The organism is Thermococcus indicus (assembly GCF_006274605.1).
In the GTDB taxonomy this organism is placed as follows: Archaea; Methanobacteriota_B; Thermococci; order Thermococcales; family Thermococcaceae; genus Thermococcus; species Thermococcus indicus.
This window is the reverse complement of the sequence record NZ_CP040846.1, coordinates 1,803,840-1,828,461: the sequence shown is the minus strand read 5'-3', so window position 1 is coordinate 1,828,461 and position 24,622 is coordinate 1,803,840. Positions and strand designations below refer to the sequence as shown.

Here is a 24,622-nt window from a genome sequence, read left to right as displayed (position 1 = left end):
CAAGAACTTACACGATTAAACCGAGGGGTGGCGAAAATGGTCAAGATAATGGCTTCCAAGCTTAGGGACGTGGAACTGATAACCGACACCGGTGTGAGGCTCGGCTGGGTCTACGACCTCAGCTTTGACGAGGAGACCGGGGACATACTCGTGATAGTGGCCGAGCCGGATGAGGACCTCGACACCGGCGAGTTCGTCACGGATCACGAGGGTCTGCTCCTCATTCCCGTAAGCGCCGTTAAGAGCATCGGCGAGGTCATAATCATCGACTCGAGCAAACTCGCCGTCAAATCCAAGCTCAGAAGGCCGCCTTCCCCCGTGAAGGCCTCCGGGGAATCCTCCGGCCTCGGGCAGTGATTCCCTCCTTTTCAATACCCATCGTACAGCCTCTCCGCCAGGAAGCGGGGCAGGCCTGCATCGAGTATCTTTCTCGCCGCTTCCTGAACGTCGTATTCCACCCTGTGGAACTCAACGTTATCCGGGGGCTTCTGGTCGGTGTCGATCAACGCATACGCCGCCCTCCAGTCCCCGTCCCTGGGCTGCCCCACGCCTCCGGGGTTGATGATCCTCCTGCCGTCTATCACCCTCAGCATGGGCACGTGGGTGTGGCCGACCAGGAGGTCGTCCTGACGGACGTAGCTCAAAACCGCTTTGAACTCCTCATCCGGGAGCCATGGAAAGAGGTACTCGTCCAGCGGGGCCCTCGGGGAGCCGTGGATGAGGAGGTAGCTCCGCCCAGCGTCGTCCGTAAAGAGCTGCCTCACGGGGAGTCTTCTGAGAAATTCGAGGTTTTCCACGGTCATGATTCTCTGGTGCCAGCGAACCGCCTGCCGCGCATAGGGGTTGAAGCCCCACTCCGCCCCGAAGGCTATAGCGTTGTCGTGGTTGCCGCGGACGCAGAGAAAGGTTCTTTTCTCCATCCGCTCCCTCACGAACTCAACGACCTCGTTTGGCGAAGCCCCGTAGCCGACCAGGTCGCCCATGCAGAGAACGGCGTCGGCATGCCTTACCTCCCGCCAGACAGCCTTAAGAGCCTCCAGATTAGAGTGGATGTCTGAGATGAGGGCGATGAGCATGGCACTTCCCCGTAGTTATCTGAGGGATGAATGTTAAAAACGCTTGCCGAGAAGAACATGGAAATGGTACAGAGGATTAGAAGAAAGAGAAGGAAATCACTCCTTCCTCTGCCTGGCCTTCCAGTTGCTCCACTTGTAGAGGGCCGCGAGGGACTTGATAGCCCTTTCCGGCTCCGGATAGGCCGGAATGCCCTCCTCGTTGAGCATGTCGATGGCTTCCTTGGCCTCTATGCCGCCGACGATGGCGACAACGAGGGGTTTCTTCCTGCCGCTCTCGTTGTACTCGCGGATGACTATCTTCGCAAGGTCGCGCGGGTCGAGCACTGCCGTCTGGCAGTAGAGCACGGCCACGGCGTGCATGTTCGGGTTCGCAAGGGCATCCCTGACCGCGCCCTCGTAGCTCTCCGCACCGGCCATACCTGTGAGGTCAACCGGGTTCTTGTAGCTTCCGAAGGGCGGCATGTGGTTGGCGAAGACCTTGAGCTCCTCGAGGTCGTCGTAGAGGTGAAGTCCCTCCTCCTCGGCGGCATCGGTGGCCATAACTCCTATTCCACCGCCGTTGGTGAGGATGACGACGTTCTCTCCCTCAGGCTCCGGGAGGTTGCTGAGCGTTCTCGCCCAGTCGAAGGCCTCTCCGATGGTGAGCGCCCTGAGAACGCCGCTCTGCTTGAAGGCGGCGGTGTAGATGCTGTCGGCGCCGGCGAGCGAACCGGTGTGGGAAGCTGCGGCCTTGGCACCGCGCTCGCTCCTTCCGGCCTTGATAATGATTATCGGCTTCTCCATGCTGACCTCCCTGGCAACTTCCATGAAGCGCCTTCCGTCCTTGACGCCCTCCATGTAGATGAGGATGGCCTTGGTGTTGTCGTCCTCCTTGAAGAACTCGAGCAGGTCGGCGTCATCTATGTCGCTCTTGTTTCCGACGCTGACGACGGCCGAGAGGCCAACCTTCTCGAGGATGGTCCAGCCCATGAGGGCTATTCCCAGCGCACCGCTCTGGCTGATGAGGGCCAGGTTGCCCGGCATGACGTCGGTCGGGCCGAAGGTGGCGTTGAGCTTGTCCGGCGTGTAGACGACGCCGAAGATGTTCGGGCCGAGGATCCTCATGCCGTACTTGTGGGCGGTCTCGACTATCTGCCTCTCGACCTTCTTGCCCTCCTCACCGAGCTCGCCGAAGCCCGAGCTGATGATCGGGAGGACCTTAACACCCTTCTGGCCGCACTCCTCGACGACCTGCGGGACGAACTTGGCCGGGACGATTATGACGGCCATGTCAACCTCGTCCGGAACGTCGAGGATGCTCTTGTACGACTGGAACTTCTTCCCGTTTATCTCTATCTCAACACCCTTAACGTTGACCGGGTATATCTTGCCCTCGTAGCCGTACTCGACGAGGTTCTTCATAACAGCGTAGCCGATCTTGCCCGGCTTCTCCGAAGCGCCGATAACGGCGATGCTCTTCGGTCTGAAAAGTGCCTCAAGGTTCCTGTCCATCTCAATCACCTCACTCCGATGAGAGTCACATTTTCCCGTCCGTAAAAGCGGTTATAACTTTTCTCCTCTCTTTTTGACGATAGGAAACTCGACGGACGTTAAAGAACCAGAGGTTGGACACCGTTGATTCAGAACCCCCTGGAACGTCGAAATACTTATTAGGTTCCTCGTCCAAATACAAGCCTTAGGTGGTAAGGTGAGAACTTTTGGAAACAGGATAGAGCGCAGGGCCCTCCGCCTGCTGAGCGTTCTCTTCGACTTCGTCGTGATAGCCCTGGGCACCCTGACCATGCTCTACGTCGTCAGAATGATATGGGACCTCGCGGTAAACTCGCTCATCCATTTTGCTCCGGAGGATGCCCTCCAGGGCATAGTTCTCGTCCTGATATTCCTGGAGATCTTCGAGATAATCGTCATGTACATCATCTACCACCACGTCCCGATGAAAAACGTCGTGGAGATAGGCGTGCTGGCGCTCGTGAAGGAGCTCCTCATAACACTCGACCTCACGGAACTCGGCTGGCAGGTACTCCTCGGCATGGCGGCTCTTATAGCCGCGATGGGCTGGGTGTACACGCGGGAGAGACAGCGGGAGGACAACTACAACCGGTTCCTCATCGAACACGGCATTACTGAGAAGGATGTTGACGACCTGACGAAGACTCTGGGTGAGGCCAGGGAATAGACAAACCCTAAATAGGCCCATGACTTTCTTTCTCCAAGGGGTGATTGTATGGGTGTACAGATAGGCGAGCTCGTTCCGAGGAAGGAGATAGAGCTGGAGAACCTCTACGGGAGAAAGGTCGCAATCGATGCCTTCAACGCGATATACCAGTTCCTATCCACCATAAGGCAGCGCGATGGGACGCCTCTCATGGACTCCCGCGGGAGGATAACCTCCCACCTTAGCGGCCTCTTCTACAGGAACATCAACCTCATGGAGGCAGGGATAAAGCCGGCTTATGTGTTCGACGGAAAACCACCGGAGTTTAAAAAGAAGGAGATAGAGAAACGCCGCGAGGTCAGGGAAGAGGCCGAGGAGAAGTGGTACGAGGCCCTGGAGCGCGGCGACCTTGATGAGGCCAAGAAGTACGCGATGCGTGCGACCAGGGTAAATGAGCAACTGATAAACGACGCCAAGAGGCTCCTTGAGCTGATGGGCATCCCTGTGATCCAGGCGCCGAGCGAGGGTGAGGCCCAGGCCGCATACATGGCCGCTAAAAAGAAGGTCTACGCTTCAGCCAGCCAGGACTACGACTCGCTCCTCTTCGGCGCGCCCAGGCTGGTGAGGAACGTCACGATAACCGGCCGGAGAAAGCTCCCAGGGAAGAACGTCTACGTTGATGTCCGGCCCGAGCTTATAGTTCTGGAGGAGGTTCTCAGGGAGCTCGGCATAGACAGGGAGAAGCTCATCGAGATGGCCATACTTGTCGGCACGGACTACAACCCAGGCGGGATAAAGGGCATCGGGCCCAAGAAGGCTCTCACCATAGTCAAGCGCAGCAAAGACCCGCTGAAGAAGTACAACAGGGAGGGCGAGGTTGACCTCTACGCGATAAAGGAGTTCTTCCTCAGCCCGCCGGTCACGGACGAGTACGAACTGAAGTGGCGCGAGCCGGACGAGGAGGGGATTCTAAAGTTCCTCTGCGACGAGCACGACTTCAGTGAGGAGAGGGTAAAGAACGGCCTTGAGAGGCTGAAAAAGGCGGTAAAGGCAGGGAAGCAGGCGACGCTGGAAAGCTGGTTCGGGAAGCGCTGACCTTTTCTTTTCCTCAAACCGGAATCTTCAGGTTGAGCTTGTCCACGAGCTCCTTGTAGCGGTTCCTGACGGTGACCTCTGTGACGCGCGCTACCTCGGCCACCTCGCGCTGGGTTCTCTTCTCGTCCTCCAGGAGGCCGGCGATGTAGAGAGCCGCCGCGACCAGGCCAGCCGGACTCTTTCCGCTGGTGAGTCCGCGGTCGTAGGCCTCCTCCAGTATCGCGATGGCCCTTCTTCTGACACGTTCGCTCATGCCGAGTTCGTCGGCGAACTTGTTGACGTAGTCGGTTGGCTTGACGAAGAGCTTCTTCGGGGTGAGGTTCAGGTTCCTGGCTATGAAGCGGAAGCTCCTTCCTATCTCCTTCTTGTCAACGCGGGATATGTCGGCTATCTCGTCGAGGGTTCTCGGAACCTTCAGAAGCCTGCAGGATGCGTAAACGCACGCCGCTATTACGCTTTCAATTGAACGGCCCCTTATAAGCCCTTTTCTCACGGCCTCACGGTAGAGTCTCGCGGCCTCCTCCTCCACGTGTCTCGGGAGCTTCAGCTGGGAGGCGATTCTATCCAGCTCGCTCAGTGCGAACGCGAGGTTACGCTCGGCGGCGTCGCTGACGCGGAGGCGGCTCTGCCACTTCCGGAGCCTGTACATTTTCTCACGCATCAGTCCGGAGAGGTTCCTGTCGATGCCGATGTCGGTTGAGAGTCCCTTGTCGTGAAGGAGAATGCTCTCCGGGGCTCCAACGCGGGCACGCTTTTCCCTCTGACTGGCGTCAAAAGCGCGCCACTCCGGTCCCGTATCAACGACGTTTTCCTCAATAACGTAACCGCAAACCTTACAGATTATCTCGCCCCTACCCGGGTCGTATATGAACTCCGTCGAGCCGCAGACCGGGCAAACCCTACGATTGCTCACTCCAACACCCCCAACCGGCCGGCTATTTTATATAGCCCTTATAAACCTTCGCCTTTTTTAACCACGTAGCGAAGTAACCAGGCGAGGTCCTCGCGCTTGAAGGTTATCCGCTCCAGAACCCGGACGTCCCAGTCCTCCTCAACGATGTTCGCGTAAATCCAGAGGAAAACCGGGTCGTCGTCGGTCCCAACGTGGAGGTTGCGGTAGAGAAGATCGACCGTCCCGTCCTTGTTCTTCTTCACAGAGACGGCCTTCCAGGTGTCCAGACTAACCTCTCCCTTTTCGTCAAGAATCTCCACTATCTGCTTGGCGTCCATTGGGTCACCTTCCGGGCTCACCACTTAATCGTGTAGTCCCTGCGCGTTCTCTCGTCTATCTGGGCCAGAATCCTCTTGAGCTTGGCGTCGTCTATCGGCTCCCTTATCTGGCCCGCCTGGTAGAGCTGGACCAGAACGAGCTCAACCTGTCTCGCAAGCTCTGGCTTGACGAGCTTAACCCTGCCGAGCCTCTCCCTGGCCTCGGGGGTAAGGATTCTCCGCATTATGGCATCGAGCTGGGCCTCAAGCTCCATCTCCTGCCTCAAAGCCTCCTCCTGGGCCTTCTGCTGTTCAAGGTACCTCTTCTGGAGTTCCATGAGTTTGCGCTTCCTGATTTCTTCTATGTCCTCAGCCATGGCCCTCACCTCCGGGTTATGATTGGGGAGGGGGTTAAAAGGCTTTGCGTTTCGGGGCTTCACCTTCTCCCCAGGGCCGGGATGAGAACCCGAGAGTAGCGTTCGGAGTATCAACCGGAACCCATATGAAAAATCCGGGGCGACCCTAAAAGCATTTCCTGGCATAGAAAGCCGGCAGAAGGGACAGAGGTTTGAAAAAAGGCCGAGCTCAGTACTTCTTGAGCTCGGGGATCTGCTCCTCAAGCTCCTTCTTGAGCTCGGTGGCGATCTTGTCGAGGAAGCTCTGTCCCTGCGGGGTTACGACCCTTCCCTCGCCCGGAACCTTCTGGACGAAGCCGGCAGCCTCGAGCTGCTGGAGGGCCTTCCTTATGATGCTTCCCCCAGCCTTGTAGAAGTGCTCCGGGGCGTGGCCGCGGTTCTTCCTGCCGCCGTACCAGGTCCTGAGCCTCTCGATGCCGACCGGACCGTCGACGTAGACCTTCCTGAAGACGCTGGCGACCCTGTAGTACCACCAGTCGTCCTGCTCCGGGATTCTCTCCTTGTGCCTGCCCGTCTTGACGAACGGGGCCCACTCGGGCGGCTTTATAGCCTCTATCTCCTTGAGCTTCTGCGCAACCCTCTCAACGAGCAAATCACCGGGAACGTCGTAAACAGTCGCCATCCTTCAATCCCTCCCCTTCTTGAATTTCCTCCTGAATTGAGCGATATCGAGCTTGACTTTCTTAACGGGCTTCTCTTCCCGCTTTTCCTTCGAAAGCTCCTTTCTCTGGAGCTTCCTTAAATACTTTTCCCAACCTTCCCTCGGTTTGAACAATATAAACCTTTTGCCGCGCACGTCGATGAGTTCGCTGTCCGTCATCTCCGCGACTTTTCTGGCCAGGGCCTGCCTGTCGAGTCCGGTGTTGATAAGGGCGCCCTTCCTTATCTCAACCTTGAGGATGCCGTCCTTCTCCAGCTGAGTCCTTATCTCTTCGATGACACCCTCATCAAGCCCTCGCTTGCCTATCCACGCCCGTGGAGGGATATCGTAGTATCTCGCCCGCACGGCGCGTCTCACCTTTCCGGGTAAGCGTTTCTCCATCTCTCTCACCTCTAAGCCTCTCGCGGTTTGCTGAAGGCCTTATAAAGGTTGGCCTTTTAAAGCTATTTGCCGAAGCGCTCCATAGCTTCTTCCGGTGTGAAGACCTCAGGAAGCCATCCGAAGTGCTTCTTGTTGTATGTAATTAGTGGGGCGTTGAGTTTCAGAGCTAAGGCCCCTATCATGTAGTCCCTCGCGTTTTTGGAGAAGTCCCAGCGGCCGATAGCTGAATTAACGGCGAGTTCAGCACATGTTTCATCAAAGCTCCTAATCTCGATTGCCAAAGAGCCAAAAATCGCCATTAGCTTGCTCCTCGCTTCGGGCAAGCCTCTGCGTCGGGCGTACCTGTAGAGCAGTTCCATGTAGACAACGGAGCTCGTAACAGGTTCAAGGCTCGATTCCCGTAACCATTCCAAAAAAGTAACGTTGTTGAAGGCGTTTGTGTCCAGGACTATCTTCATTCCCCTCCCTCCAGCTCGCGGAGAGAGCGCTCTATGCCCCTCGCAAGCCCCTGCCTGACCTCTTCAACGGTCTCGTCTATGTCCTTTGTTATTTCGCTCAGCTCCCGGAGGAGGTCCGTCAGTTTCATAAGAACATACCTGTTTCCTTCACGGACGAAAACCACCTCGTCCCCGGCCTTTATTCCCAGCGCCTCCCGCACCTCCTTGGGAATCGTCACCTGGTATTTCTTCGTCACAACTGGCATTACTCTCACCGAGGTAGTATTACCCTTTCCGGCCTAATAACCCTTTCGGGGTCAGATTAATAAGGCACTCATGACACCCCGAGGTGGGGGATCCCTATGAAAGTCCATCATCTCTACTCCGGTGGCAAGGACTCAAGCCTGAGCGCGTGGATTTTAACCAGACTCGGCTACGAGGTGAGATTGGTAACCGTCAGCTTCGGCCTCCTCGACAACTGGAGCTTCGCCAGAGAAACGGCAGAGAGGCTGGGCTTCGAGCATCAGGTCGTCTATCTCCCGCGGGAGATTCTGGAAAAGGCAGCGGACATGGCAATCAAAGACGGCCATCCGAACAACGCGATACAGTTCATCCACGAGAGAGCCCTCGAGGCGGTGGCTTCAATGCCGGAAGTCGAGCGCGTGAGCGACGGGACAAGGAGGGACGACAGGGTTCCTTTCCTCGACCTTCCGAAGGCCCGCTCGCTGGAGGACAGATTCAACGTCGCCTACATAAGGCCCCTCCTCGGCCTCGGTTACAAGACGATACGAGAGCTGACCGAGGAGCTCTTCATCGTTGAAATCAGGGAGAGCGAGGAGCTGGAGAAGGCGGACTACGAGGTCGAGCTGAGATATCTTCTCCGTGAGAGGGGAGTCGACCCGCTGGAGATATTCCCAAAGAGGCACTACCAGTCGAGGGTTCTCGGCTGGAGGGAGAAGACCTGATTCCCTATCTTTTTCACCCCGCGAAGAAATGCCCGGATTGAGTTCGGACTGGGGGGAAGAGAAAAGGAAATCAGAGCCCGCTGAGCTTTCTGACTATCGGGTTCTCGGCCTCTTCGGGAGCTATTTCTTCCACGCTCTCGATCCATATCTTGTTCCTCGGAACGCGGTGCTTGCTGCCGACCTCGGAGTAGAGTATCTCAACGACGTCTTCTTTCTTGAGGCCGCGGTATTCCCTGGTGAACCTCTCCCTCTTTCCGTTCCTCTCGAAAACGCCCTTAACGCGGAAGACCTTAACCTCCATAGCTCACACCTCCATCATCAGTCAAGGAAGCCTAAAGCCTCTTCAATCTTCACTATCTCGGGTCCAGTTGTGAGGTGCCCAACGACGACACCGTGAGAGTTCGCCAGCATGCAGGAACCAACGAAGGGAACGCCCATGTTGGCGGTTCCAACGTAGATATCAACCTTGAACAGGTCGCGGAGCCACTCGAGCTCCTCGTCGGTTGCTTCGGGGTGAACGAGTCCGCCCCTGTTGGTGACCACTCCAACGCTTCCAACGGCGTGGAAGTCGCCTATCATGCCCCTCTCGACCTCGACGCCGAGGATGTCCTCGAGCCTCTTGGCCTCCTCGCGGCTGAACTTGGCACTCACCAGCGCCGCCCTGTCGTTGGCGAGGATGAGGTTGCCGAAGGCGGTGAGGGTGCTCTGGAACGGGACTATCTCGGTGTCAATCCCGTGCTCTCTGAGCTGGCCGTTTATCCTCTCCAGCTCGGCGTCCCAGACGTACCAGGGGACGATCATTGCGTTGGAGTTCCCGGCCGCGAATATACCCACTATGCGGGACTTCATTATGCTCGTTTCAATGAGCGGAACCTTGAGAACCTCCCTGAGAACCTCGAGCTTCTTCTCGCCGAGGCCCTCCCTGATAAGGGCTAGCCTGTCTGTGGCGGTGCCGTAAACGCCCAGGTACGGAGAGTTCTCAAAATCGAGCCTTTCTATGTGCATCTCGTCACCTCGTTAAATTAAAAGTAATCAAGCGAGGGAGACCTTGGCAATCCTCTTGCCCTCTTCCTCCTCAACAACGACCTTAACGCGGAGCTTGTTGGGCGGCTTCTCCGCTCCGCGCTCCCAGAGCTTTTCGTTGACGTCGGTGCCGATGACTACCTCGTCGGCCTTGGCGTGCCTGGCTATCCACTCGCGGACGAAGCGAGCAGCCCTTGGGGCCCTCTTCCAGCGCGGAACGCGCTTCTTTATCTTCTTGATGGGAACGACGAATATGACTTCCTCTCCGGGCTTGATCATCTAAATCACCTCACTCCTTGAGCTTGGTTCTCCTCCACATCCTTCTCTTCGGGTGGGTCATGACCTTCCTGTTGGTCTTGACGATGACCCAGACCGGAATGCGCCTGTTCTGCTTGGCGGCCTTGGCAAGTCTGAGCTTCTTCGCAAGCGGCTTGTTTCTCGCCATAACTACACCTCCCGGGATTATCATGATGCCTGTTGATGCTTTGGGTATTCTTTTTTAAGCTTTTTCGTGGGGTTTTAAGGTTTTCCACCCGGAGCTATCCGCGGCGTTTTCTTCTCAGCATGAGTGGAACTACCGAGAACCCAATTATCGCGGCCGGGCCGCAAACGCGATGATCGTCCTCTGGTGACGTCTGAGTGGGGAGCTCCAGGGAGGCATTGAGGGCGTTGCCCGTGTCAATATATGGAATGCCGAGTTTAACGCTCCAGTTCCCGACTGGCACTCTCACAACGGCGGCCTCTGCCTTCAGAGCGGAGGTTATTCTGCCGTCCGAGTAGTAGAATGCCAGGCAGGTACCGTCGAGTGTGGTGGGGGCGTTTGAGGAGTAGTCGCCCCAGACGGTTGCCCAGCCGCGCCTCTCGAGCGTGATTCCCGTAACGTAGAATGGGTAATAAAAGAGCATTCCCTCCCCCACTTTAACCCCGCGGAGCATTGACGCAGCTTTTGAAGAGGGAACACACCGAGAGAGGTTTTCCAGAGGGATCACGGAGATGTCGAGGGAGGGCGTTATGAAACTAACGGCGCTCCGGTTGGCCTTCCAAACACGGAACTCATTGGAGGAATCACGCCCCAACGTGTTCACTTCAATGGGGTGGAGAACCCTCCCAACGGGATCGTAGACGAAGGTTTCGTTGAAAGCTGGTCCCCAGTAATAGATGCAGAAGTTTCTGAATCCTCCACCGCTCAGCCTCCCGTACACCCACGAGCCATTGACGTTGAGGAACAGCCCTGGAAACGGTGTCTGGAGGAAGGACACCGATGACTCACCAAGCCTGGCATGGAGGATTTCTCCTCTGTTAACGCAGAGATCCACGAAAGTGAAGTTTTCGGGGGAGTAATGGGGTACGGTGCGGACGATGGAGACATAGACCCTGCCTTCATCGGGGGGAAGTTTCAGCTCGGGAACGGAGGAGTTTCCCCCAACCCGGGCGGGGGTCCCGTTTGAAAGCTTCAGAACCGGCTGAGCACAGGTAAAAGTCCCGCCTGAACCATCGGGATCCCAGACATAGGTCTCAACCGAGAGGTTCAGAAGGGGGCTGAGCTTTCCGTTGTGGTAGTACAGTAAAGGCGGGAAGAGCCGTCCCGTCAAGGGCGTCGCGCTGGCGTTATTGGGGGAGCAGACGAAACCGGAGTGCCCAACCCACATGTGGGGGAAGTAAACGCTGGACCCGTTCCCGATGAGGAGGTATTCCCTGACGGAGTATGGCCCTGAGGTGTAGGCCTCAAGTCCGTAGCTTGGAAGGTAGAGGATGATTCCTCCGCGGAAGGGCACCGCCCGAAAGAGCTTCAGCAGGCTCTCCGCATTCAGGCCGCTGGAGTCGCTGAAGTCCAGGAGGCGGAGGTACTTCTCGAAAGCCTCAACCGGAACTGAGTATGTTTCGTTGGCGTAGGGGAAGGAGAATATCAGCGAACCGTTGGAGACCGTTCCGCCCACAGCCATAACACCGGGCAGGTTGAAGAGAACGTCCGAGTCAATTTGAGAAAGGCGAACGGGTTTCCCAATCCGTTCCTCCTCCGGAAGGTACTCCATGACGGTGTAGCTTACGTTGGTGCAGACGTCGAACTCGCAGGGGGAAAGGGGGCGGACACCGATGAGGAACCACTCCCTCCCGAGGGGAGCAACTGAAAGGACGGTGAAGTTGAACCTCGCCAACGAGTCAGTGAGGTTGAGGTACCTCATGCCGTCACCGACCTCGAAGAGGAGGTATCCCCTTCCGGAGAGCTCGCGGCAGCCTATGTAAGTGTCGGGAGAGTCTATCGGGCACATATAGTCGGGCAGTTTTCCGTACTCGGATACAGTAATCCCAATGAGGGCAAAACTTCCGTTGCTGGCGACGCTGAGGTGCATCATGACGGGATGGTCCGGAAACCGATACCCGGGTGCAGGTTCGGCAGTAACCTGCTGGGGGAGAACGGTACCGATGAGGAGCAGGAGGACAAGGAAGCGGGAGGTTCTCATACCACCACCGGTTTAACTACGGCAGAGAATTAAAAACGTTTTGGAATGGAAGAAGAAAATGAAACGATGCGTCAGAATATCAGCGGAGCGCGATACTCGCCCCAGACCTCGCGCAGGACGTCGGTGACCTCTCCAAGGGTCGCGAGGTGCCTGTGGGCCTCGATGATGTAGGGCATGAGGTTCTTGTCGTCGGTTTCGGCAGCCTTCCTGAGCTTATCGAGGGCCTCCTCGACCTTCTTGCCGTCCCTCTCACTCCTGAGCTTCTTAAGGCGCTCGATCTGCTTCTCCCTGATGCTAGGGTCGACCTTGAGTATCTCGACGTCGAGCGGCTCATCAACGATGAACTCGTTGACGCCGACGATGATGCGCTTCTTCTCCTCGACTTCCTTCTGGTACTTGTAGGCGCTCTCGGCGATCTCCTTCTGAATGTAGCCCCTCTCAATGGCCCTCATCATGCCGCCCATCTTCTGAATCTTCTCGATGTACTTCAAGGCCTCTTCGTAGATGTGGTCGGTAAGCCACTCGATGTAGTAGGAACCGCCGAGCGGGTCTATCGTATCAACGACGCCGCTCTCGTAGGCGATAATCTGCTGGGTTCTGAGGGCTATCCTGACGCTCTTCTCGGTCGGAAGGCTCAGAGCCTCGTCGTAGGAGTTGGTGTGGAGCGACTGCGTTCCGCCGAGAACCGCCGCGAGGGCCTGAATGGCAACCCTGACTATGTTGTTCTCCGGCTGCTGGGCGGTGAGCGTTGAGCCGGCCGTCTGGGTGTGGAAGCGCAGGAGCATTGAGCGCGGGTTCTTGGCGTTGAACCATTCCTTCATTATGTAGGCCCAGAGCCTTCTGGCGGCCCTGAACTTGGCGATCTCCTCAAGGAAGTTGTTGTGGGCGTTGAAGAAGAAGCTCAGCCTTCCGGCGAACTTGTCAACGTCCATGCCCCTGTCTATGACGGCCTTGACGTACTCGATACCGTCGGCGAGGGTGAAGGCAACCTCCTGGACCGCGTTTGCCCCGGCCTCGCGGATGTGGTATCCGCTTATCGAAATCGGGTTCCATTTGGGGACGTTCTCGGCGCAGTACATGATGATGTCGGTTGTGAGCCTCATGCTCGGCTGCGGCGGGAAGATATAAGTACCGCGCGCTATGTACTCCTTGAGGATGTCGTTCTGGACCGTTCCGCGGAGCTGGTTCTGGGCAACGCCCTGCTCCTCAGCCACGAGGATGTACATGGCGAGGAGGTTTGCCGCGGTCGAGTTTATGGTCATCGAAGTGGAAACCTTGTCGAGCGGGATCCCGTCGAAGAGGACGCGCATGTCCCAGAGGGAATCGATTGCGACACCGACCTTTCCGACCTCACCCTCGCTCATTGGGTGGTCGGAGTCGTAGCCAATCTGGGTCGGCAGGTCGAAGGCGACGCTTAAGCCCGTCTGCCCCTGCTCGAGGAGGTACTTGTAGCGCCTGTTGGATTCCTCTGCCGTTCCGAAACCGGCGTACTGCCTCATCGTCCAGAACCTGCCGCGATACATGGTGGCGTAAACACCACGGGTGAACGGGTACTCACCCGGGAAGCCGAGCTTCTCAAGGTAATCCCAGTCCTCGCCGAGGTCGGCCGGAGTGTAAACGCGCTTTATCTCAAAACCGTCGTCGGTCGTGAACTTCTCCTTTCTCTCGGGCCTTTTCTCGATGAACTTTTTAACCGTCGTTTCGTCCCAGCGCTTTTCCTCCTCCCTAATCTTTGCGAGCTTCTCCTTATCGAAAGTCATGCCTACCACCTGCCCCTATTTGGGTCCCGGCCTATAAAAAGCTTTTACATACCTAAAGGTATGGCTTGACGTTGGATAAATTATCCATCAATCGGGAAAGTCGCGGTTTGCTAGAACCGCCCAGGCAGCGGCCAGGAAGATAACCCCAACTGCCCCGAAGAAGACCGCAGTGTGGGCGGAGTTCCCAACGAAGGTGCCCAGATCAACCTTATCGAACCCGGCCTTCAGCAGAACCACCGTCTGATAGCCGAGGGTGTAGCGCTCCGGGTTTTTGACGTAGGGAATCTGGGGCAGGAGAAACTGGAGGAGGAAGACTACCCCGAAGGTAGCCAGCGAGGCATAGAGCGGGCGCGTTATGAGGACCGAAACCATCATCGCTAAGGCTCCGAGGGCGGCCAGGACGAGGAGCGTCGCTCCAAGGGCGAGGAGGAGGTCTGGCAGGCCATTCCAGAGACCCTCCGCGCCAGTATCATAAACGATTGGGTTGTAAACCCAGATGACGGTGTAGGGAACCCCAAAGAGAACCGCGAGGGCGCCGAGTCCGGCGAGGAACTTGGCTACGACAACCTCGCTGAGCCTCACCGGCCTCGCAAGGAGAAGCCTTATCGTCCCCCTGTCTATCTCGCCCGCGAGGAGGTCGCTCATGAGGATTATCGCGATGAGCTGGCCGATTATGCCGAGCCAGTAGTTGGGAACCAGGTCGAGCATGAGAGCCTGAAACGACTTGAGCATGGCATCACCGCCGGTTCCCGATGCGTTCGGGCTGAGGAGGTAGATGAACGCGGGAAAGAACGTGACGAGGAAGAGAACCTTGAGCTTCCTCGAACGGATCAACCTCCTGAACTCGCTCTCAAAGACCACCCAGAGGGCGCTCTGGAAGGGCTCCAGCCCATCGCTCATTCCTTCCACCCCACGTTGAAGCGCTTCATCAGGATTCTCTCCAGCGGGCTCGTGTGGGACTTGAAGAGCTTGAGAGCGAGCCCCTCCTTGGCCAGAAAGGCGGGAAGCTCAACGAAGAACCGCTCCGCAAACCTCTCGTCGAGCTTCACCCTGAGGATTCCCTCCTCTTCCCAGGCTTCCCTTACGTAGACCTTATCCTTCAGAAACTCCAGGAGCTTCCCGTTGTCCGAGACAAGGACGTCGTAATCCGTTCCCTCCACGTTCACCAGGTCCCTGACGCGCCCCTGTTCGATGAGCTGGCCGTCCTTGATCAGGCCGACATGGTTGCACATCCTCTCTATCTCGCTGACTATGTGAGAGCTTATGAAGATGGTCTTCCCGGCTTTGGCCAGCTCCAGAACCTTGCCGATGAACTCCATTCTCCCGAGGGGGTCGAGGTTGCTCGTCGGCTCGTCGAGGGTGAGAAGTTCCGGGTTTCCGAGGAGGGCCATGGCAAAGGTAACCCTCTGCCTCTGGCCGCTCGAGAGTTCCTTGATTTTGTTGAAGGCCAGCTTTCCAACCCCGGTGTAGGCCATGAGCTCCCTCGCCTGCTTTATTGCCTCCCCCTTGGGGAGTCCCAAGAGGCGACCCATATAGGTCAGGAACTCGAAGATCGTCATGTCTTCATATGCGAGGGGCTTCTCGGGCATGTAGCCGACCTTCCGCATTATCTCAACCCTCTCGCGTGGCATATCGAGGCCAAAAATCCTTATCTCGCCGTAGGTTGGCTTCAGAGCCCCGGTAAGCATCTTTATCGTGGTAGTCTTACCGGCGCCGTTGGGACCGAGAAAGCCATAGACTGCACCTTTGGGAACCTTGAGGTTGAGATGATACACAACGTTCATCCTGCCGAAGAACTTGGTGAGCTTCTCAGTCTCGATGATGTAGGTGGACATCTCAACACCCAGAGGGATATCGAAACGAAGCTAAATAAGGGTTTCGGGGGCTTATTAAAGTAATGATAATAGGCAACGTCGGCCTCGACAGCTCCGCAAAGATCGCCTTCCAGAGCCACGCCCACACCGACCACTTCGTCAGCGGTGAGGTTATATTTGCCACCAAAGCCACGAAGTTCCTCAGCCACCTCCGGAAGGGCGGCTTTTACAGGGAAATCGAGTTCGGAAAGACCTTCTACCTCGGTGATTTTAAAGCGAGGCTCTACCCAGCCGGCCACATGCTCGGCTCGGCCGGGATAAAGCTGTGGCTCGAAAACGGGACGCTGTTCTACACCGGCGACACCAAGTGGTTCAAGCTGAGGACAGCTGAAAAGAGCCGCTTTCCGAGGGCGGATTTTCTAATAATCGAGGCCACCTTCGGAGTTCCCCACTTCACGTTCCCAACACCGAGGGAGGCCGAGAAGAAGCTGATAGCCTTCGTCGAGGAGGCCTTTGAGAGGGGTAAAAGACCTGTTCTCTACGTCAACCAGATGGGGAAAGCTCAAGAGGTCATGAAGATACTCGACCTTCACGGCTACACCGTCAAAGCATCGAGGGAGATGGTCAAGGTGGCACGCGTTTACTCAAAGTTCGGGGTCTCCTTCGGCAACATTAGCGAAGATGGCGAGGTCGTCCTGCGCTCCTACCGCTCGCCCCGGGTTGAGAACTCCCTATCCCCCTGGGAGCTTACGGTTTCCGGTTTTGGAGAGCTTAAACTCAGCAACCACGCCGATTTCTGGGAGCTGGTGAGGATTGTGGAGAGAGTAAAGCCGGAGAGGGTTTTCACGGTTTACGGCTTCGCCGAGGAGTTTGCAAGGATCCTTAATGGAATTGGATATGAATCAGTGGCTATCGAATCCACCACAACATTCTCAGGGGGTTGTAGCTTTTTTAACCAAACTTTTTAATCGTTGTTGAATGTACAATAAAGAACGCGAAAGATTAATATATATCCTGCACCTACATTACAGTGCAGGAGACGTGGATGGCCAACATTCAAGTTTATACGTAGCAGCGTTGCGGGCCCTGGCAGAAACGCCCGCCGCCTGGAAGCTTGAGGTGTCCTCCGAAAAATGGATGGAGGTGGTGTCCCAAGCTTCCCCCCTCCCTCTTTGTACTTCTTCCAATTGCAGTCCATGTAATGTTGTAGTTTTTCCAGATCCCTACTCTGTCCCTGACTCTTCTTTAATGCTCATTTATGGACACAAAACTTTTTAAACTCTGTTCTTTTAGTTACTACTGGTAACCAAAAGGCCGGGGGTGGTAGTATGGTCTGGAAGAGGGACCGCTACTGGGACCCCTTCGACTTGATGAGGGAGATCCAGGAGGAGATCGACGCCATCTTCAGAGACATCATGCGCGGACCAAGGCTCTGGAGCACCAGAGAGCCAGAGCGCTACGAGCTCGTCAGCGAGACCTGGCGTGAGCCTTTCGTGGACATATTCGACCGCGGTGACAGGTTCGTCATAACCGTCGAGCTCCCGGGTGTCAGGAAGGAGGACATCAAGCTCCGCGTTACCGAGGATACCGTCTACCTCGAGGCCCAGGTGAGGCGCGAGAAGGAGCTTGAGACCGAGGGAGCCATAAGGATCGAGCGCTACTACAGCGGCTACAGGAGGGTCATCAGACTGCCGGAGGAGGTCATCCCGGAGAAGACGAAAGCCAGGTACAACAACGGCGTCCTCGAGATAGAGATACCCAAGAAGGCTCCAAAGAAGGAGGAAGGCGAGGGCTTCGAGGTCAAGATCGAGTGATCCTTTCGTTGTAAGGGAAGACAAGGGGGACACCCCCTTATCTTCCTCTACCATCAAACCCCCGATGTGGGGCTTCGCCCCACGACCCCGCTTTAATTTAATACCGGAGGGGGCTCTGCCCCCTACAACCCCCAAGTAAAATAAAAACATTAAATCTCACGATCATCGGACACGAAAAGTTTGGAGGTGGTTAATGATGACCGAAAAGAGGGAGGTTAAGCTCAAGGTCGCCTCTGCCTACCAGAGGGACGTTGGAAGGGGAATAGTTAGGATAGACCGCAAGTCAATGCGCGAGATTGGCGTTCAGAGCGGTGATATCATCGAGATAATCGGAACCAAGAACACGGCAGCAGTAGTCTGGCCGGCTTATCCGGAGGACGAGGGTCTGGGCATCATCAGAATGGACGGAACCATAAGGAAAAACTCCGGTGTCGGCCTTGGTGACGAGGTTACCGTGAGGAAGGCCGAGGTCAAGGAGGCGAAGAAGGTCATCGTTGCACCAACCGAGCCTATTCGCTTCGGCCACGACTTCGTTGAGTGGTTCCACAGCAGGCTCGTCGGCAGGCCCGTCGTCAGGGGCGACTACATCAAGGTCGGAATACTCGGCCAGGAGCTGACCTTCGTGGTTACTGCGACGACTCCAGCGGGGATAGTCCAGATAACGGAGTTCACCGAGTTCCAGGTCAGCGAGAAGCCAGTCAAGGAGGTCTCCAAGACCGCCGCGCTAGGAGTGACCTACGAGGACATCGGCGGCCTCAAGGACGTCATTCAGAAGGTCAGGGAGATGATAGAGCTCCCGCTCAAGCACCCGGAGATATTCGAGAAGCTCGGTATCGAGCCCCCCAAGGGTGTCCTGCTCTACGGTCCGCCGGGAACCGGTAAGACGCTACTCGCCAAAGCCGTTGCCAACGAGGCCAACGCCCACTTCATAGCCATCAACGGGCCGGAGATAATGAGCAAGTACTACGGCGAGAGCGAGGAGCGTTTGAGGGAGGTCTTTAAGGAGGCCGAGGAGAACGCGCCGGCGATAATCTTCATAGACGAGATTGACGCAATAGCTCCGAAGAGGGAGGAGACCCACGGTGAGGTCGAGAAGAGGGTCGTCAGCCAGTTGCTCACGCTCATGGACGGTCTCAAGAGCCGCGGAAAGGTCATAGTTATCGCCGCCACCAACAGGCCGGACGCCATAGACCCTGCCCTGAGGAGGCCCGGAAGGTTCGACCGCGAGCTTGAGGTCGGAGTTCCCGACAAGGCCGGCAGGAAGGAGATACTCCAGATACACACCAGAGGAATGCCCATCGACCCGGAGTTCAGAAAGGGCAGGGTCATCGAGATACTCGAGGAGCTGGAGAGAAACGACGCCTACCGCGAGAGCGCCGAGAGGGCCCTGATGAAGGTCAAAAACGCGAGGGACGAAGAGATTCCCGAGATACTCAAGGAGGTAGACGAGAAGCTCTACGACGAGGTCAAGGCCAGGCTTATCGATGGACTCCTTGAGGAGCTGGCCGAGGTCACCCACGGCTTCGTCGGTGCGGACCTTGCGGCTTTGGCGAGAGAGGCAGCGATGGCCGCTCTGAGGAGGCTCATTAAGGAGGGCAAGATAGACTTTGAGGCCGAGCACATACCCAAGGAGGTCCTTGAGGAGCTCAGGGTCACCAGGAAGGACTTCTACGAGGCCCTCAAGATGGTCGAGCCTTCCGCCCTGAGGGAGGTGCTCCTTGAGGTTCCGAACGTCCGCTGGGACGACATAGGCGGACTGGAGGAGGTGAAGGAGGAGCTCAAAGAGGCCGTCGAGTGGCCGCTCAAGTACCCTGAGGCATTCATGGGGCTTGGAATCACCCCGCCAAAGGGAATACTCCTCTACGGCCCGCCCGGAACAGGCAAGACTCTGCTCGCGAAGGCCGTGGCGAACGAGAGTGAAGCGAACTTCATAGCCATCAAGGGTCCAGAGGTGCTCAGCAAGTGGGTCGGCGAGAGCGAGAAGAACATCAGGGAGATATTCAGGAAGGCAAGACAAGCGGCTCCAACGGTGATATTCATAGATGAGATTGACGCAATCGCTCCGCGCAGGGGAACCGACGTTAACCGCGTTACGGACAGGCTCATTAACCAGCTCCTCACCGAGATGGACGGAATTCAGGAGAACAGTGGCGTGGTCGTCATAGCCGCCACCAACAGGCCTGACATAATAGACCCGGCACTGCTCAGGCCGGGCAGGTTCGACAGGCTCATACTCGTTCCAGCACCCGACGAGAAGGCAAGACTTGAGATATTCAAGGTCCACACCAGGAACGTGCCTCTCGCCGAGGATGTCAGCCTCGAAGAGCTCGCCAAGAGGACCGAGGGCTACACCGGAGCGGACATCGAGGCTGTGGTGAGAGAGGCCGCTATGCTGGCCATGAGGAGGGCACTCCAGGAGGGCATCATAAGGCCCGGCATGAAGGCCGACGAGATAAGGCAAAAGGTCAAGGTGACGATGAAGGACTTCGAGGAGGCCATGAAGAAGATAGGCCCCAGCGTGAGCGAGGAGACCATGGAGTACTACAGGAAGATCCAGGAACAGTTCAAGCAGTCGCGTGGATGATTTGAGGGATGTGCTCCCCTCAACCTTTTAACTTTTGAGACCGACTCTTCTACGGTGGTTCCATGAACGTTAGAAGGCTTGAGGTTCTCTTCGCGCTCACGCTGATTCTGATGATGTACATCTACCCGCTGGCCATCGTGGGCCTCTGGCTCCTCATGGGGGAGATGGCTGAGTACAGGGAGACCATCAAAAGATCGCTGGTTGTTTTCATCGTCTCACTCCCCCTCTACGGGGCGAAGATCGTCCTCGGAATCTCCGGGTGGAGCAAGACCCTCGGAATAACCCCTGTGGAGGCAAGCCCCGCGGTGGTGAACACCGTCCATGTAGTCTTTCTGGCCCTGCAGTTCCTGAGCCTCTACTTCCTCTACCGCGCCCTCTCGCGGATGTCCGACGACACCGGGGCGGAGATGCTGAAGACCGGCGGGCTCATGCCCCTGGCTGCCATACCGCTCCACTTCGTCACGATAACCGCCTACTTCGTGGCGACGTGGCTTGGCCTCGTCCTGATAATCTACGGGTTTGAGCAGACGGTCGGTCCGCCCAACATCGGGAGGGCGTAGGTCAGGCCACCCACTCCAGCTCGTAGCCCCTCGCGCGGAGCTTCTCCATTTCTTCCCTCGCTATCCTCTCCGCCTTCTTTATGTCGTTGGTGACGACTATCCTCTCCTTTGGGAGGGTGTTGTTCATGTAGTAGACGATCCTCACGAGCATGCCATCACCCCAATATATCACTGCGAGTGATAGAAAAGCTGGAAGGATTTAAAAACATTGTTGCACCCATATGGACATCAAAGTACATAGCAGTCCAAACTAAAATATGCATTGGCGTGCATAATCGTCATGGTAGCCATAAGTGTCGCTCCACCGCTGAGGGTGCCAGGAAGAATAATTTGAGGAAGAAGAATCACTCAATTTTCTCCAGCTCGAAGACCCTCGCGTCCTTCCGCTTCATCTCCCTTACCGCCATCCTCCGTGCCTCATCGGCGCTCTCGGCGTGGAGGATCATGGTTTCACCGTGGTTTTCCCCACCGTGGAGTGTAAGAGCCCATTTCATCGTATCACCGGCAGAGCTTTGTCATATCTCCAAGCTTTATAAGTCTAACGGGGGAGTTTTGACCATGGGTCTGATAATCCGACAAGAAGATTTAAAGGCAATTATCAAAATGGCAGAAAAGAGTGCCGTCGAGGTGTGCGGCTTCCTCTTCGGAAGGGGGGAGGGTGGAAACTTCATCGTCGAGGAAGTCCGCTTCGTCCCCAACAGGCTGAACTCTCCAACGGCTTTCGAGATGGAGCCGGTCGAGATGTTGCAAGCTATCGACGAGGCCGAGGAACGGGGCCTTGAGGTGGTCGGCATCTTCCACTCCCACCTGAAGTGCCCACCGGTCCCGAGCGGGAGGGATTTAAAGGGCATGAGGCTCTGGCCGGTCGTCTGGCTGATAGTCGATGAGAAGGGGAACTACGGGGCCTTTGTGCTGGAAGGAGACAGAATTCGAGAGGTGGGGGTTGAGGTCGTCTGAATTCAATCGTCCCTGATCACTATCTCTATCCTTCTCCCCTCGCGGTAGCCCTTCATCGCCGAGAGCATGCCCTTTATCGTCTTCTCCACCAGCTCCTGCACCCAGTCTTTCATGGGCAGAACCTGGCCGTCTATCTTGACCGTGACCTTGGGCTTCGAGCTCAGAACCACGCAGTCCCTGGTCGTCTTCTCGCCCCTCACTATCATCCTCGCCATCTCGGCGCACTCAAAGCCGCAGAGGCCGCAGTCTATGTTGGGGAGCATGAATGCCCTCTTCTCCACCAAATCCGCGAGCCTCTCCGGCTCCTTGGTTGCGTCTATGGCCGGAAGGCCGTCTATCTCCTCCACTCCGCTTGAGGCTATAACACCGCTCACCGCTATGGCAAGGCCGTCGTTGAGCTCCCTAACCTCTTCCTCGTTCCTCGCGCATATCACCTTGGGAACGTGCTGGATAGACTTAAACCCCTCGAGCAGGAGGAAATCGGCTGAAACCATAGAGAACAGCGCGTTTATATCCTTGGCGTTGAAGAGGAGGGCATCGGTATCGTTCGCCCTGACAAGGACTGCATCGGCGACCTTTGAGAAGCGCCACGTATCGCTCCCTTCCCTGTCGAAGTCGGCGTGCATGCTCTTCGCTATGGCAACGCGGTAACCGCGCTCCTTTAGAACTCTCGCAACGGCCTCAACCGTCGTCGTTTTTCCGCTCTTCTTGAAGCCAACGAAAGCTACCCCCCTCATTCAAATCCCTCACAGGAGCATTATCCAGTTGAGGTCGTCTATCTTCACGATGAGTTCTTTTGCCTTGTTCCCGGCTATGTCCACCACGTCCCTCAGGAGTATGACCTCCTCATCGAAGTCCTCCAGGATTCCGGTGAAGGAGTGTTCGTTGCTAACCGCTATCGCAACCCTCTTCCCCTTCCAGGTCTCAAGGGTCTTGTCGAGCAGGTACTGCTTCTCGCCCATGCGCTCACCTCCAGAAACCAAAAACCTATAAGGCTTTTAACCGTTTCCGGTTCGGTGATAGAATGAGGTTCGTCACGAAGAGTGAATCCGTAAAGAAATCGTTTTTGGAAGACCTGAGAAGGGAAGGTATCAAGTTCGAGCTTCACGAGAGACTTGGCTATGAGGCGTTCGTTGGATACCTGCTCGAGGGAACGCTTGAGGAGATAAGCGCGCAGATAGACGTCATCGAGGGCGCCGACAGGGAGGCCCTCAGGGAGGGCTTTGTTTCGTTCAAAGAGAGCCTAAACCACATACTGGAGCACATCAAGGTCGGCGAGAGGTTTGAGACCCTCCTCCAAGAGGGTCCGTGGGTTGCCGAGCTTCTCGATCAGCTCACGAGGAACGGGGCGATAGACTACAGCGACGGCATCATCAAGCTTAGGGAAGGCGTCGACGTAACCAAACTCCGCTTCGAGTTCAAGTTCCCCTTCAACCTCGTCCACAGCCCGGAGAGCGCCGAGAGGATAGCCAAGCAGTTCGCGTTCACGGACCTCACAATGGAGTACGAGTTCGAGATACTCGAGCTGGACATAGCCAAGATAAACACCCTCGGAAAGATAGCCTCTCGCTACTTCCCGGAGGATTACCTCCTGAGGGTTTACTTCGCGCTGATAGGCCGCTCAATTCTCTCGGGGGAGATACTCAAGTCCCTCGGTAGCGAGAAGGTTCCCGAGGAGGACCTGGTCAAGGGTTTCGTTAGGGCCTCGCCCATCTCGATACCCACGGAGAAGGGAACCCTCGTCATCAACTACTCCCCAAAGGCCGTCGAGGAGGTCCTCCGCTTCCTCAAGAGGGCCGGCTACGTTGAGATAAAAGCCGGAAAGGTCAAGAAGCTCAGGGACCTGGTCTAACCAACCTTTCTTCACCTTTTAAACTCAATAATCACCCCTCGGGAAACAAACCTTTATAAGTTGGTTCAATATAATGACCAAATAGGTGGTGTTATGGTCCAACCAGATGACCTAACTGTGGAGCACTTAACGAACACCCCCTCTCTTCTCGCTCCATATAACAAGCCCCACCGGAGGCACCTCCACAGCTGGCTGTACTCAAAGGTTAGGACGTACCTGGAAGGTGGAAACCCCGACACAATTCTTCTGCTTGGAATCAGAGGGGTTGGAAAAACAACCCTGCTCGCCCAGCTGTACTTTGAAGCCATGAGAGAGGTCGGTCCCAACGGAGTTCTCTACCTCTCCCTTGACCGGCTGAGGGCCCTCGGCATGGAGCTTCTGGAGGTGATTGATGCGTACAAGCGGCTGGTAAGGCCCGAGAAGGCGATACTCCTCCTCGACGAGGTTCAGTACGAGAGGGATTGGGACCTGAAGATCAAGCTCCTGCACGACGAGCGGAGGTTCTTCATAATAGCAACGGGCTCTTCAGCGATAAAGCTCAGGGAAAGCCCTGATCTCGCGAGGAGGGCCCTTCACAGGGAACTATTTCCGATGACCTTCAGGGAGTATCATCACCTCAGGACGGGTCTGGAACTGCCGGAACTCACGGGGAGAATCATGAGGGGGGACGAAATCTCAATGCCCCCCATAATGGTGGACGTCGAGACCTACGTCAGGGCCGGCGCGATGCCGCTCGCCCTTGAAATGGAAGAATGGGAAGTTTACGAACGATTGACGGCGATGCTAGACCGCGTTGTCTACCGCGACCTTCGGGAGGTTCACGAGTTCGACGCCGAGACCCTCGACCGGGCCTTTGACCTGCTCCACCTTCTCGCGGCCCCCAAGGGCGAGCGCTTCAGCTACGAGAGGCTCTCAAAAACCCTCGGCCTGGCCAAGGGGACCGTTATGAAGCTGGTCGATGCTTTGGAGAAGGCCGGCCTCGTGCAGAGGATTCCGGCCTGCGGTCCTCCCGCGAAAGCTGTGAGAAAAAGTCCCAAGATCAAATTCCTCGCAGTTCCGATCAAGTCGGCCCTGCTCTTCGGTTCAGGCTTCAATCTCAACAGAAAGGAGGTCTTCGCTTCTCTGCTCGAAGACGTCGTGGCGTTCTACCTGTTCCTCCTTTCAAAATCGAGAAACGGCAGGCTGTGCTACGAGCCAGGCAGGGGCGGAGCGGACTTCGTCCTTGAGCTAAACAGGGAGCGGGTTGTCGTCGAGGTCGGTCTCGGCAAGGTTCGGAAAAACCAGGTAGAGAGGAGCATGGAACGCCTGGGGGCAGAGAGGGGAATCGTACTGGGCGAGAGATACGAGATAAGCGAGAGGGTGGCGTTTTACCCCTGGAAGGCCTTTGTAGCCGGGTTCTAA

32 protein-coding genes are annotated in these 24,622 nt (G+C 56.6%); 11 read left to right on the top strand and 21 right to left on the bottom strand.

What is annotated here, in order from left to right; translation table 11 throughout:
• Positions 1 to 36 precede the first annotated feature (36 nt).
• Positions 37 to 357 (top strand): PRC-barrel domain-containing protein, encoded by a 321-nt coding sequence (locus FH039_RS09890; protein WP_139681178.1) that lies wholly within the window; start codon positions 37 to 39, stop codon positions 355 to 357.
• An 11-nt stretch (positions 358 to 368) separates the two neighbouring features.
• On the opposite strand, the gene FH039_RS09885 is transcribed toward FH039_RS09890, so the two are convergent.
• Positions 369 to 1,076 carry a metallophosphoesterase family protein gene (locus tag FH039_RS09885; protein ID WP_139681177.1) on the bottom strand — a complete coding sequence of 236 codons (708 nt, stop codon included), beginning with the start codon at positions 1,074 to 1,076 and terminating at the stop codon, positions 369 to 371.
• Positions 1,077 to 1,172: 96 nt separating this feature from the next.
• The gene (gene acs, locus FH039_RS09880) at positions 1,173 to 2,567 is read right to left on the bottom strand and encodes an acetate--CoA ligase alpha subunit (RefSeq protein ID WP_139681176.1); all 1,395 of its coding nucleotides are present in this window, start codon (positions 2,565 to 2,567) and stop codon (positions 1,173 to 1,175) included.
• 196 nt (positions 2,568 to 2,763) lie between these two features.
• Here acs and FH039_RS09875 point away from each other — a divergent pair, with 196 nt between their 5' ends.
• Positions 2,764 to 3,252, top strand: coding sequence for a phosphate-starvation-inducible PsiE family protein (locus FH039_RS09875; protein ID WP_139681175.1), 489 nt, complete (start codon positions 2,764 to 2,766; stop codon positions 3,250 to 3,252).
• A gap of 48 nt (positions 3,253 to 3,300) precedes the next feature.
• Complete coding sequence (fen, locus tag FH039_RS09870; RefSeq protein WP_139681174.1) at positions 3,301 to 4,326, top strand: flap endonuclease-1; 1,026 nt, start codon at positions 3,301 to 3,303, stop codon at positions 4,324 to 4,326.
• A 13-nt stretch (positions 4,327 to 4,339) separates the two neighbouring features.
• On the opposite strand, the gene FH039_RS09865 is transcribed toward fen, so the two are convergent.
• The 7 genes from FH039_RS09865 to FH039_RS09835 form a co-directional block, all read right to left on the bottom strand.
• Positions 4,340 to 5,239 carry a transcription initiation factor IIB gene (locus FH039_RS09865; protein WP_014013583.1) on the bottom strand — a complete coding sequence of 300 codons (900 nt, stop codon included), beginning with the start codon at positions 5,237 to 5,239 and terminating at the stop codon, positions 4,340 to 4,342.
• A gap of 38 nt (positions 5,240 to 5,277) precedes the next feature.
• Entirely contained in the window at positions 5,278 to 5,556 is a 279-nt protein-coding gene (locus FH039_RS09860; RefSeq protein ID WP_058938945.1) for a hypothetical protein, read from the bottom strand.
• 17 nt (positions 5,557 to 5,573) lie between these two features.
• The gene (locus FH039_RS09855; protein WP_139681813.1) at positions 5,574 to 5,912 is read right to left on the bottom strand and encodes a DNA-binding protein; all 339 of its coding nucleotides are present in this window, start codon (positions 5,910 to 5,912) and stop codon (positions 5,574 to 5,576) included.
• A gap of 208 nt (positions 5,913 to 6,120) precedes the next feature.
• Positions 6,121 to 6,573: a 30S ribosomal protein S19e gene (locus tag FH039_RS09850; RefSeq protein ID WP_139681173.1), complete on the bottom strand. Its 453-nt coding sequence runs from the start codon at positions 6,571 to 6,573 to the stop codon at positions 6,121 to 6,123.
• A 3-nt stretch (positions 6,574 to 6,576) separates the two neighbouring features.
• A complete protein-coding gene (locus FH039_RS09845; protein ID WP_139681172.1) occupies positions 6,577 to 6,993 on the bottom strand; it encodes a YhbY family RNA-binding protein in 417 nt (138 codons plus the stop codon).
• Between the two features lie 62 nt (positions 6,994 to 7,055).
• Positions 7,056 to 7,451, bottom strand: a complete 396-nt coding sequence (locus FH039_RS09840; RefSeq protein WP_139681171.1) for a type II toxin-antitoxin system VapC family toxin — start codon at positions 7,449 to 7,451, stop codon at positions 7,056 to 7,058.
• Positions 7,448 to 7,696 (bottom strand): AbrB/MazE/SpoVT family DNA-binding domain-containing protein, encoded by a 249-nt coding sequence (locus tag FH039_RS09835; protein ID WP_139681812.1) that lies wholly within the window; start codon positions 7,694 to 7,696, stop codon positions 7,448 to 7,450. The genes FH039_RS09840 and FH039_RS09835 overlap by 4 nt, the downstream gene beginning before the upstream one ends.
• 96 nt (positions 7,697 to 7,792) lie before the next feature.
• On the opposite strand from FH039_RS09835, the gene FH039_RS09830 reads away from it, so the two are divergent.
• Positions 7,793 to 8,395, top strand: a complete 603-nt coding sequence (locus tag FH039_RS09830; RefSeq protein WP_139681170.1) for a DUF7411 family protein — start codon at positions 7,793 to 7,795, stop codon at positions 8,393 to 8,395.
• 70 nt (positions 8,396 to 8,465) lie between these two features.
• Here the strand turns inward: FH039_RS09830 and rpl18a are convergent, their stop codons facing one another.
• The 8 genes from rpl18a to FH039_RS09790 all read right to left on the bottom strand — a co-directional run bounded on the left by rpl18a (position 8,466) and on the right by FH039_RS09790 (position 15,475).
• A complete protein-coding gene (gene rpl18a, locus FH039_RS09825; RefSeq protein WP_139681169.1) occupies positions 8,466 to 8,696 on the bottom strand; it encodes a 50S ribosomal protein L18Ae in 231 nt (76 codons plus the stop codon).
• A gap of 17 nt (positions 8,697 to 8,713) precedes the next feature.
• Complete coding sequence (locus FH039_RS09820; RefSeq protein ID WP_139681168.1) at positions 8,714 to 9,400, bottom strand: translation initiation factor IF-6; 687 nt, start codon at positions 9,398 to 9,400, stop codon at positions 8,714 to 8,716.
• Positions 9,401 to 9,427: 27 nt separating this feature from the next.
• Positions 9,428 to 9,697 (bottom strand): 50S ribosomal protein L31e, encoded by a 270-nt coding sequence (locus tag FH039_RS09815; RefSeq protein ID WP_088180792.1) that lies wholly within the window; start codon positions 9,695 to 9,697, stop codon positions 9,428 to 9,430.
• A gap of 10 nt (positions 9,698 to 9,707) precedes the next feature.
• Positions 9,708 to 9,863, bottom strand: coding sequence for a 50S ribosomal protein L39e (locus tag FH039_RS09810; RefSeq protein ID WP_014013574.1), 156 nt, complete (start codon positions 9,861 to 9,863; stop codon positions 9,708 to 9,710).
• A gap of 94 nt (positions 9,864 to 9,957) precedes the next feature.
• The gene (locus FH039_RS09805; protein ID WP_139681167.1) at positions 9,958 to 11,880 is read right to left on the bottom strand and encodes a CGP-CTERM sorting domain-containing protein; all 1,923 of its coding nucleotides are present in this window, start codon (positions 11,878 to 11,880) and stop codon (positions 9,958 to 9,960) included.
• Between the two features lie 71 nt (positions 11,881 to 11,951).
• Complete coding sequence (locus FH039_RS09800) at positions 11,952 to 13,640, bottom strand: acyl-CoA mutase large subunit family protein (protein ID WP_139681811.1); 1,689 nt, start codon at positions 13,638 to 13,640, stop codon at positions 11,952 to 11,954.
• Between the two features lie 87 nt (positions 13,641 to 13,727).
• The gene (locus FH039_RS09795; RefSeq protein WP_139681166.1) at positions 13,728 to 14,540 is read right to left on the bottom strand and encodes an ABC transporter permease; all 813 of its coding nucleotides are present in this window, start codon (positions 14,538 to 14,540) and stop codon (positions 13,728 to 13,730) included.
• Positions 14,537 to 15,475 (bottom strand): ABC transporter ATP-binding protein, encoded by a 939-nt coding sequence (locus FH039_RS09790; RefSeq protein WP_139681165.1) that lies wholly within the window; start codon positions 15,473 to 15,475, stop codon positions 14,537 to 14,539. Before FH039_RS09790 ends, FH039_RS09795 begins: the two co-directional genes overlap by 4 nt.
• A gap of 62 nt (positions 15,476 to 15,537) precedes the next feature.
• On the opposite strand from FH039_RS09790, the gene FH039_RS09785 reads away from it, so the two are divergent.
• From FH039_RS09785 to FH039_RS09770, 4 genes are all read left to right on the top strand, one after another.
• A complete protein-coding gene (locus FH039_RS09785) occupies positions 15,538 to 16,422 on the top strand; it encodes an MBL fold metallo-hydrolase (RefSeq protein ID WP_139681164.1) in 885 nt (294 codons plus the stop codon).
• Between the two features lie 360 nt (positions 16,423 to 16,782).
• The gene (locus FH039_RS09780; RefSeq protein ID WP_139681163.1) at positions 16,783 to 17,268 is read left to right on the top strand and encodes an Hsp20/alpha crystallin family protein; all 486 of its coding nucleotides are present in this window, start codon (positions 16,783 to 16,785) and stop codon (positions 17,266 to 17,268) included.
• A 196-nt stretch (positions 17,269 to 17,464) separates the two neighbouring features.
• Complete coding sequence (locus tag FH039_RS09775) at positions 17,465 to 19,852, top strand: CDC48 family AAA ATPase (RefSeq protein WP_139681162.1); 2,388 nt, start codon at positions 17,465 to 17,467, stop codon at positions 19,850 to 19,852.
• A gap of 62 nt (positions 19,853 to 19,914) precedes the next feature.
• Positions 19,915 to 20,412, top strand: coding sequence for a transposase (locus tag FH039_RS09770; protein ID WP_139681161.1), 498 nt, complete (start codon positions 19,915 to 19,917; stop codon positions 20,410 to 20,412).
• A 1-nt stretch (position 20,413) separates the two neighbouring features.
• On the opposite strand, the gene FH039_RS12200 is transcribed toward FH039_RS09770, so the two are convergent.
• Positions 20,414 to 20,563: a hypothetical protein gene (locus tag FH039_RS12200; RefSeq protein WP_167889535.1), complete on the bottom strand. Its 150-nt coding sequence runs from the start codon at positions 20,561 to 20,563 to the stop codon at positions 20,414 to 20,416.
• A 193-nt stretch (positions 20,564 to 20,756) separates the two neighbouring features.
• Positions 20,757 to 20,906 (bottom strand): hypothetical protein, encoded by a 150-nt coding sequence (locus FH039_RS12195; protein WP_168188400.1) that lies wholly within the window; start codon positions 20,904 to 20,906, stop codon positions 20,757 to 20,759.
• Between the two features lie 64 nt (positions 20,907 to 20,970).
• On the opposite strand from FH039_RS12195, the gene FH039_RS09765 reads away from it, so the two are divergent.
• Positions 20,971 to 21,369 carry a M67 family metallopeptidase gene (locus FH039_RS09765; RefSeq protein WP_139681160.1) on the top strand — a complete coding sequence of 133 codons (399 nt, stop codon included), beginning with the start codon at positions 20,971 to 20,973 and terminating at the stop codon, positions 21,367 to 21,369.
• A 2-nt stretch (positions 21,370 to 21,371) separates the two neighbouring features.
• On the opposite strand, the gene mobB is transcribed toward FH039_RS09765, so the two are convergent.
• Together mobB and FH039_RS09755 are read right to left on the bottom strand one after the other, a co-directional pair.
• On the bottom strand, positions 21,372 to 22,106 hold the full coding sequence (gene mobB / locus FH039_RS09760; protein ID WP_139681159.1) for a molybdopterin-guanine dinucleotide biosynthesis protein B: 735 nt from the start codon (positions 22,104 to 22,106) through the stop codon (positions 21,372 to 21,374).
• 9 nt (positions 22,107 to 22,115) lie between these two features.
• Positions 22,116 to 22,331, bottom strand: coding sequence for an LSm family protein (locus FH039_RS09755; RefSeq protein ID WP_139681158.1), 216 nt, complete (start codon positions 22,329 to 22,331; stop codon positions 22,116 to 22,118).
• Positions 22,332 to 22,393: 62 nt separating this feature from the next.
• Here FH039_RS09755 and FH039_RS09750 point away from each other — a divergent pair, with 62 nt between their 5' ends.
• Positions 22,394 to 23,221, top strand: coding sequence for a hypothetical protein (locus FH039_RS09750; RefSeq protein ID WP_139681157.1), 828 nt, complete (start codon positions 22,394 to 22,396; stop codon positions 23,219 to 23,221).
• 93 nt (positions 23,222 to 23,314) lie between these two features.
• Positions 23,315 to 24,622 (top strand): ATP-binding protein, encoded by a 1,308-nt coding sequence (locus FH039_RS09745; RefSeq protein ID WP_139681156.1) that lies wholly within the window; start codon positions 23,315 to 23,317, stop codon positions 24,620 to 24,622.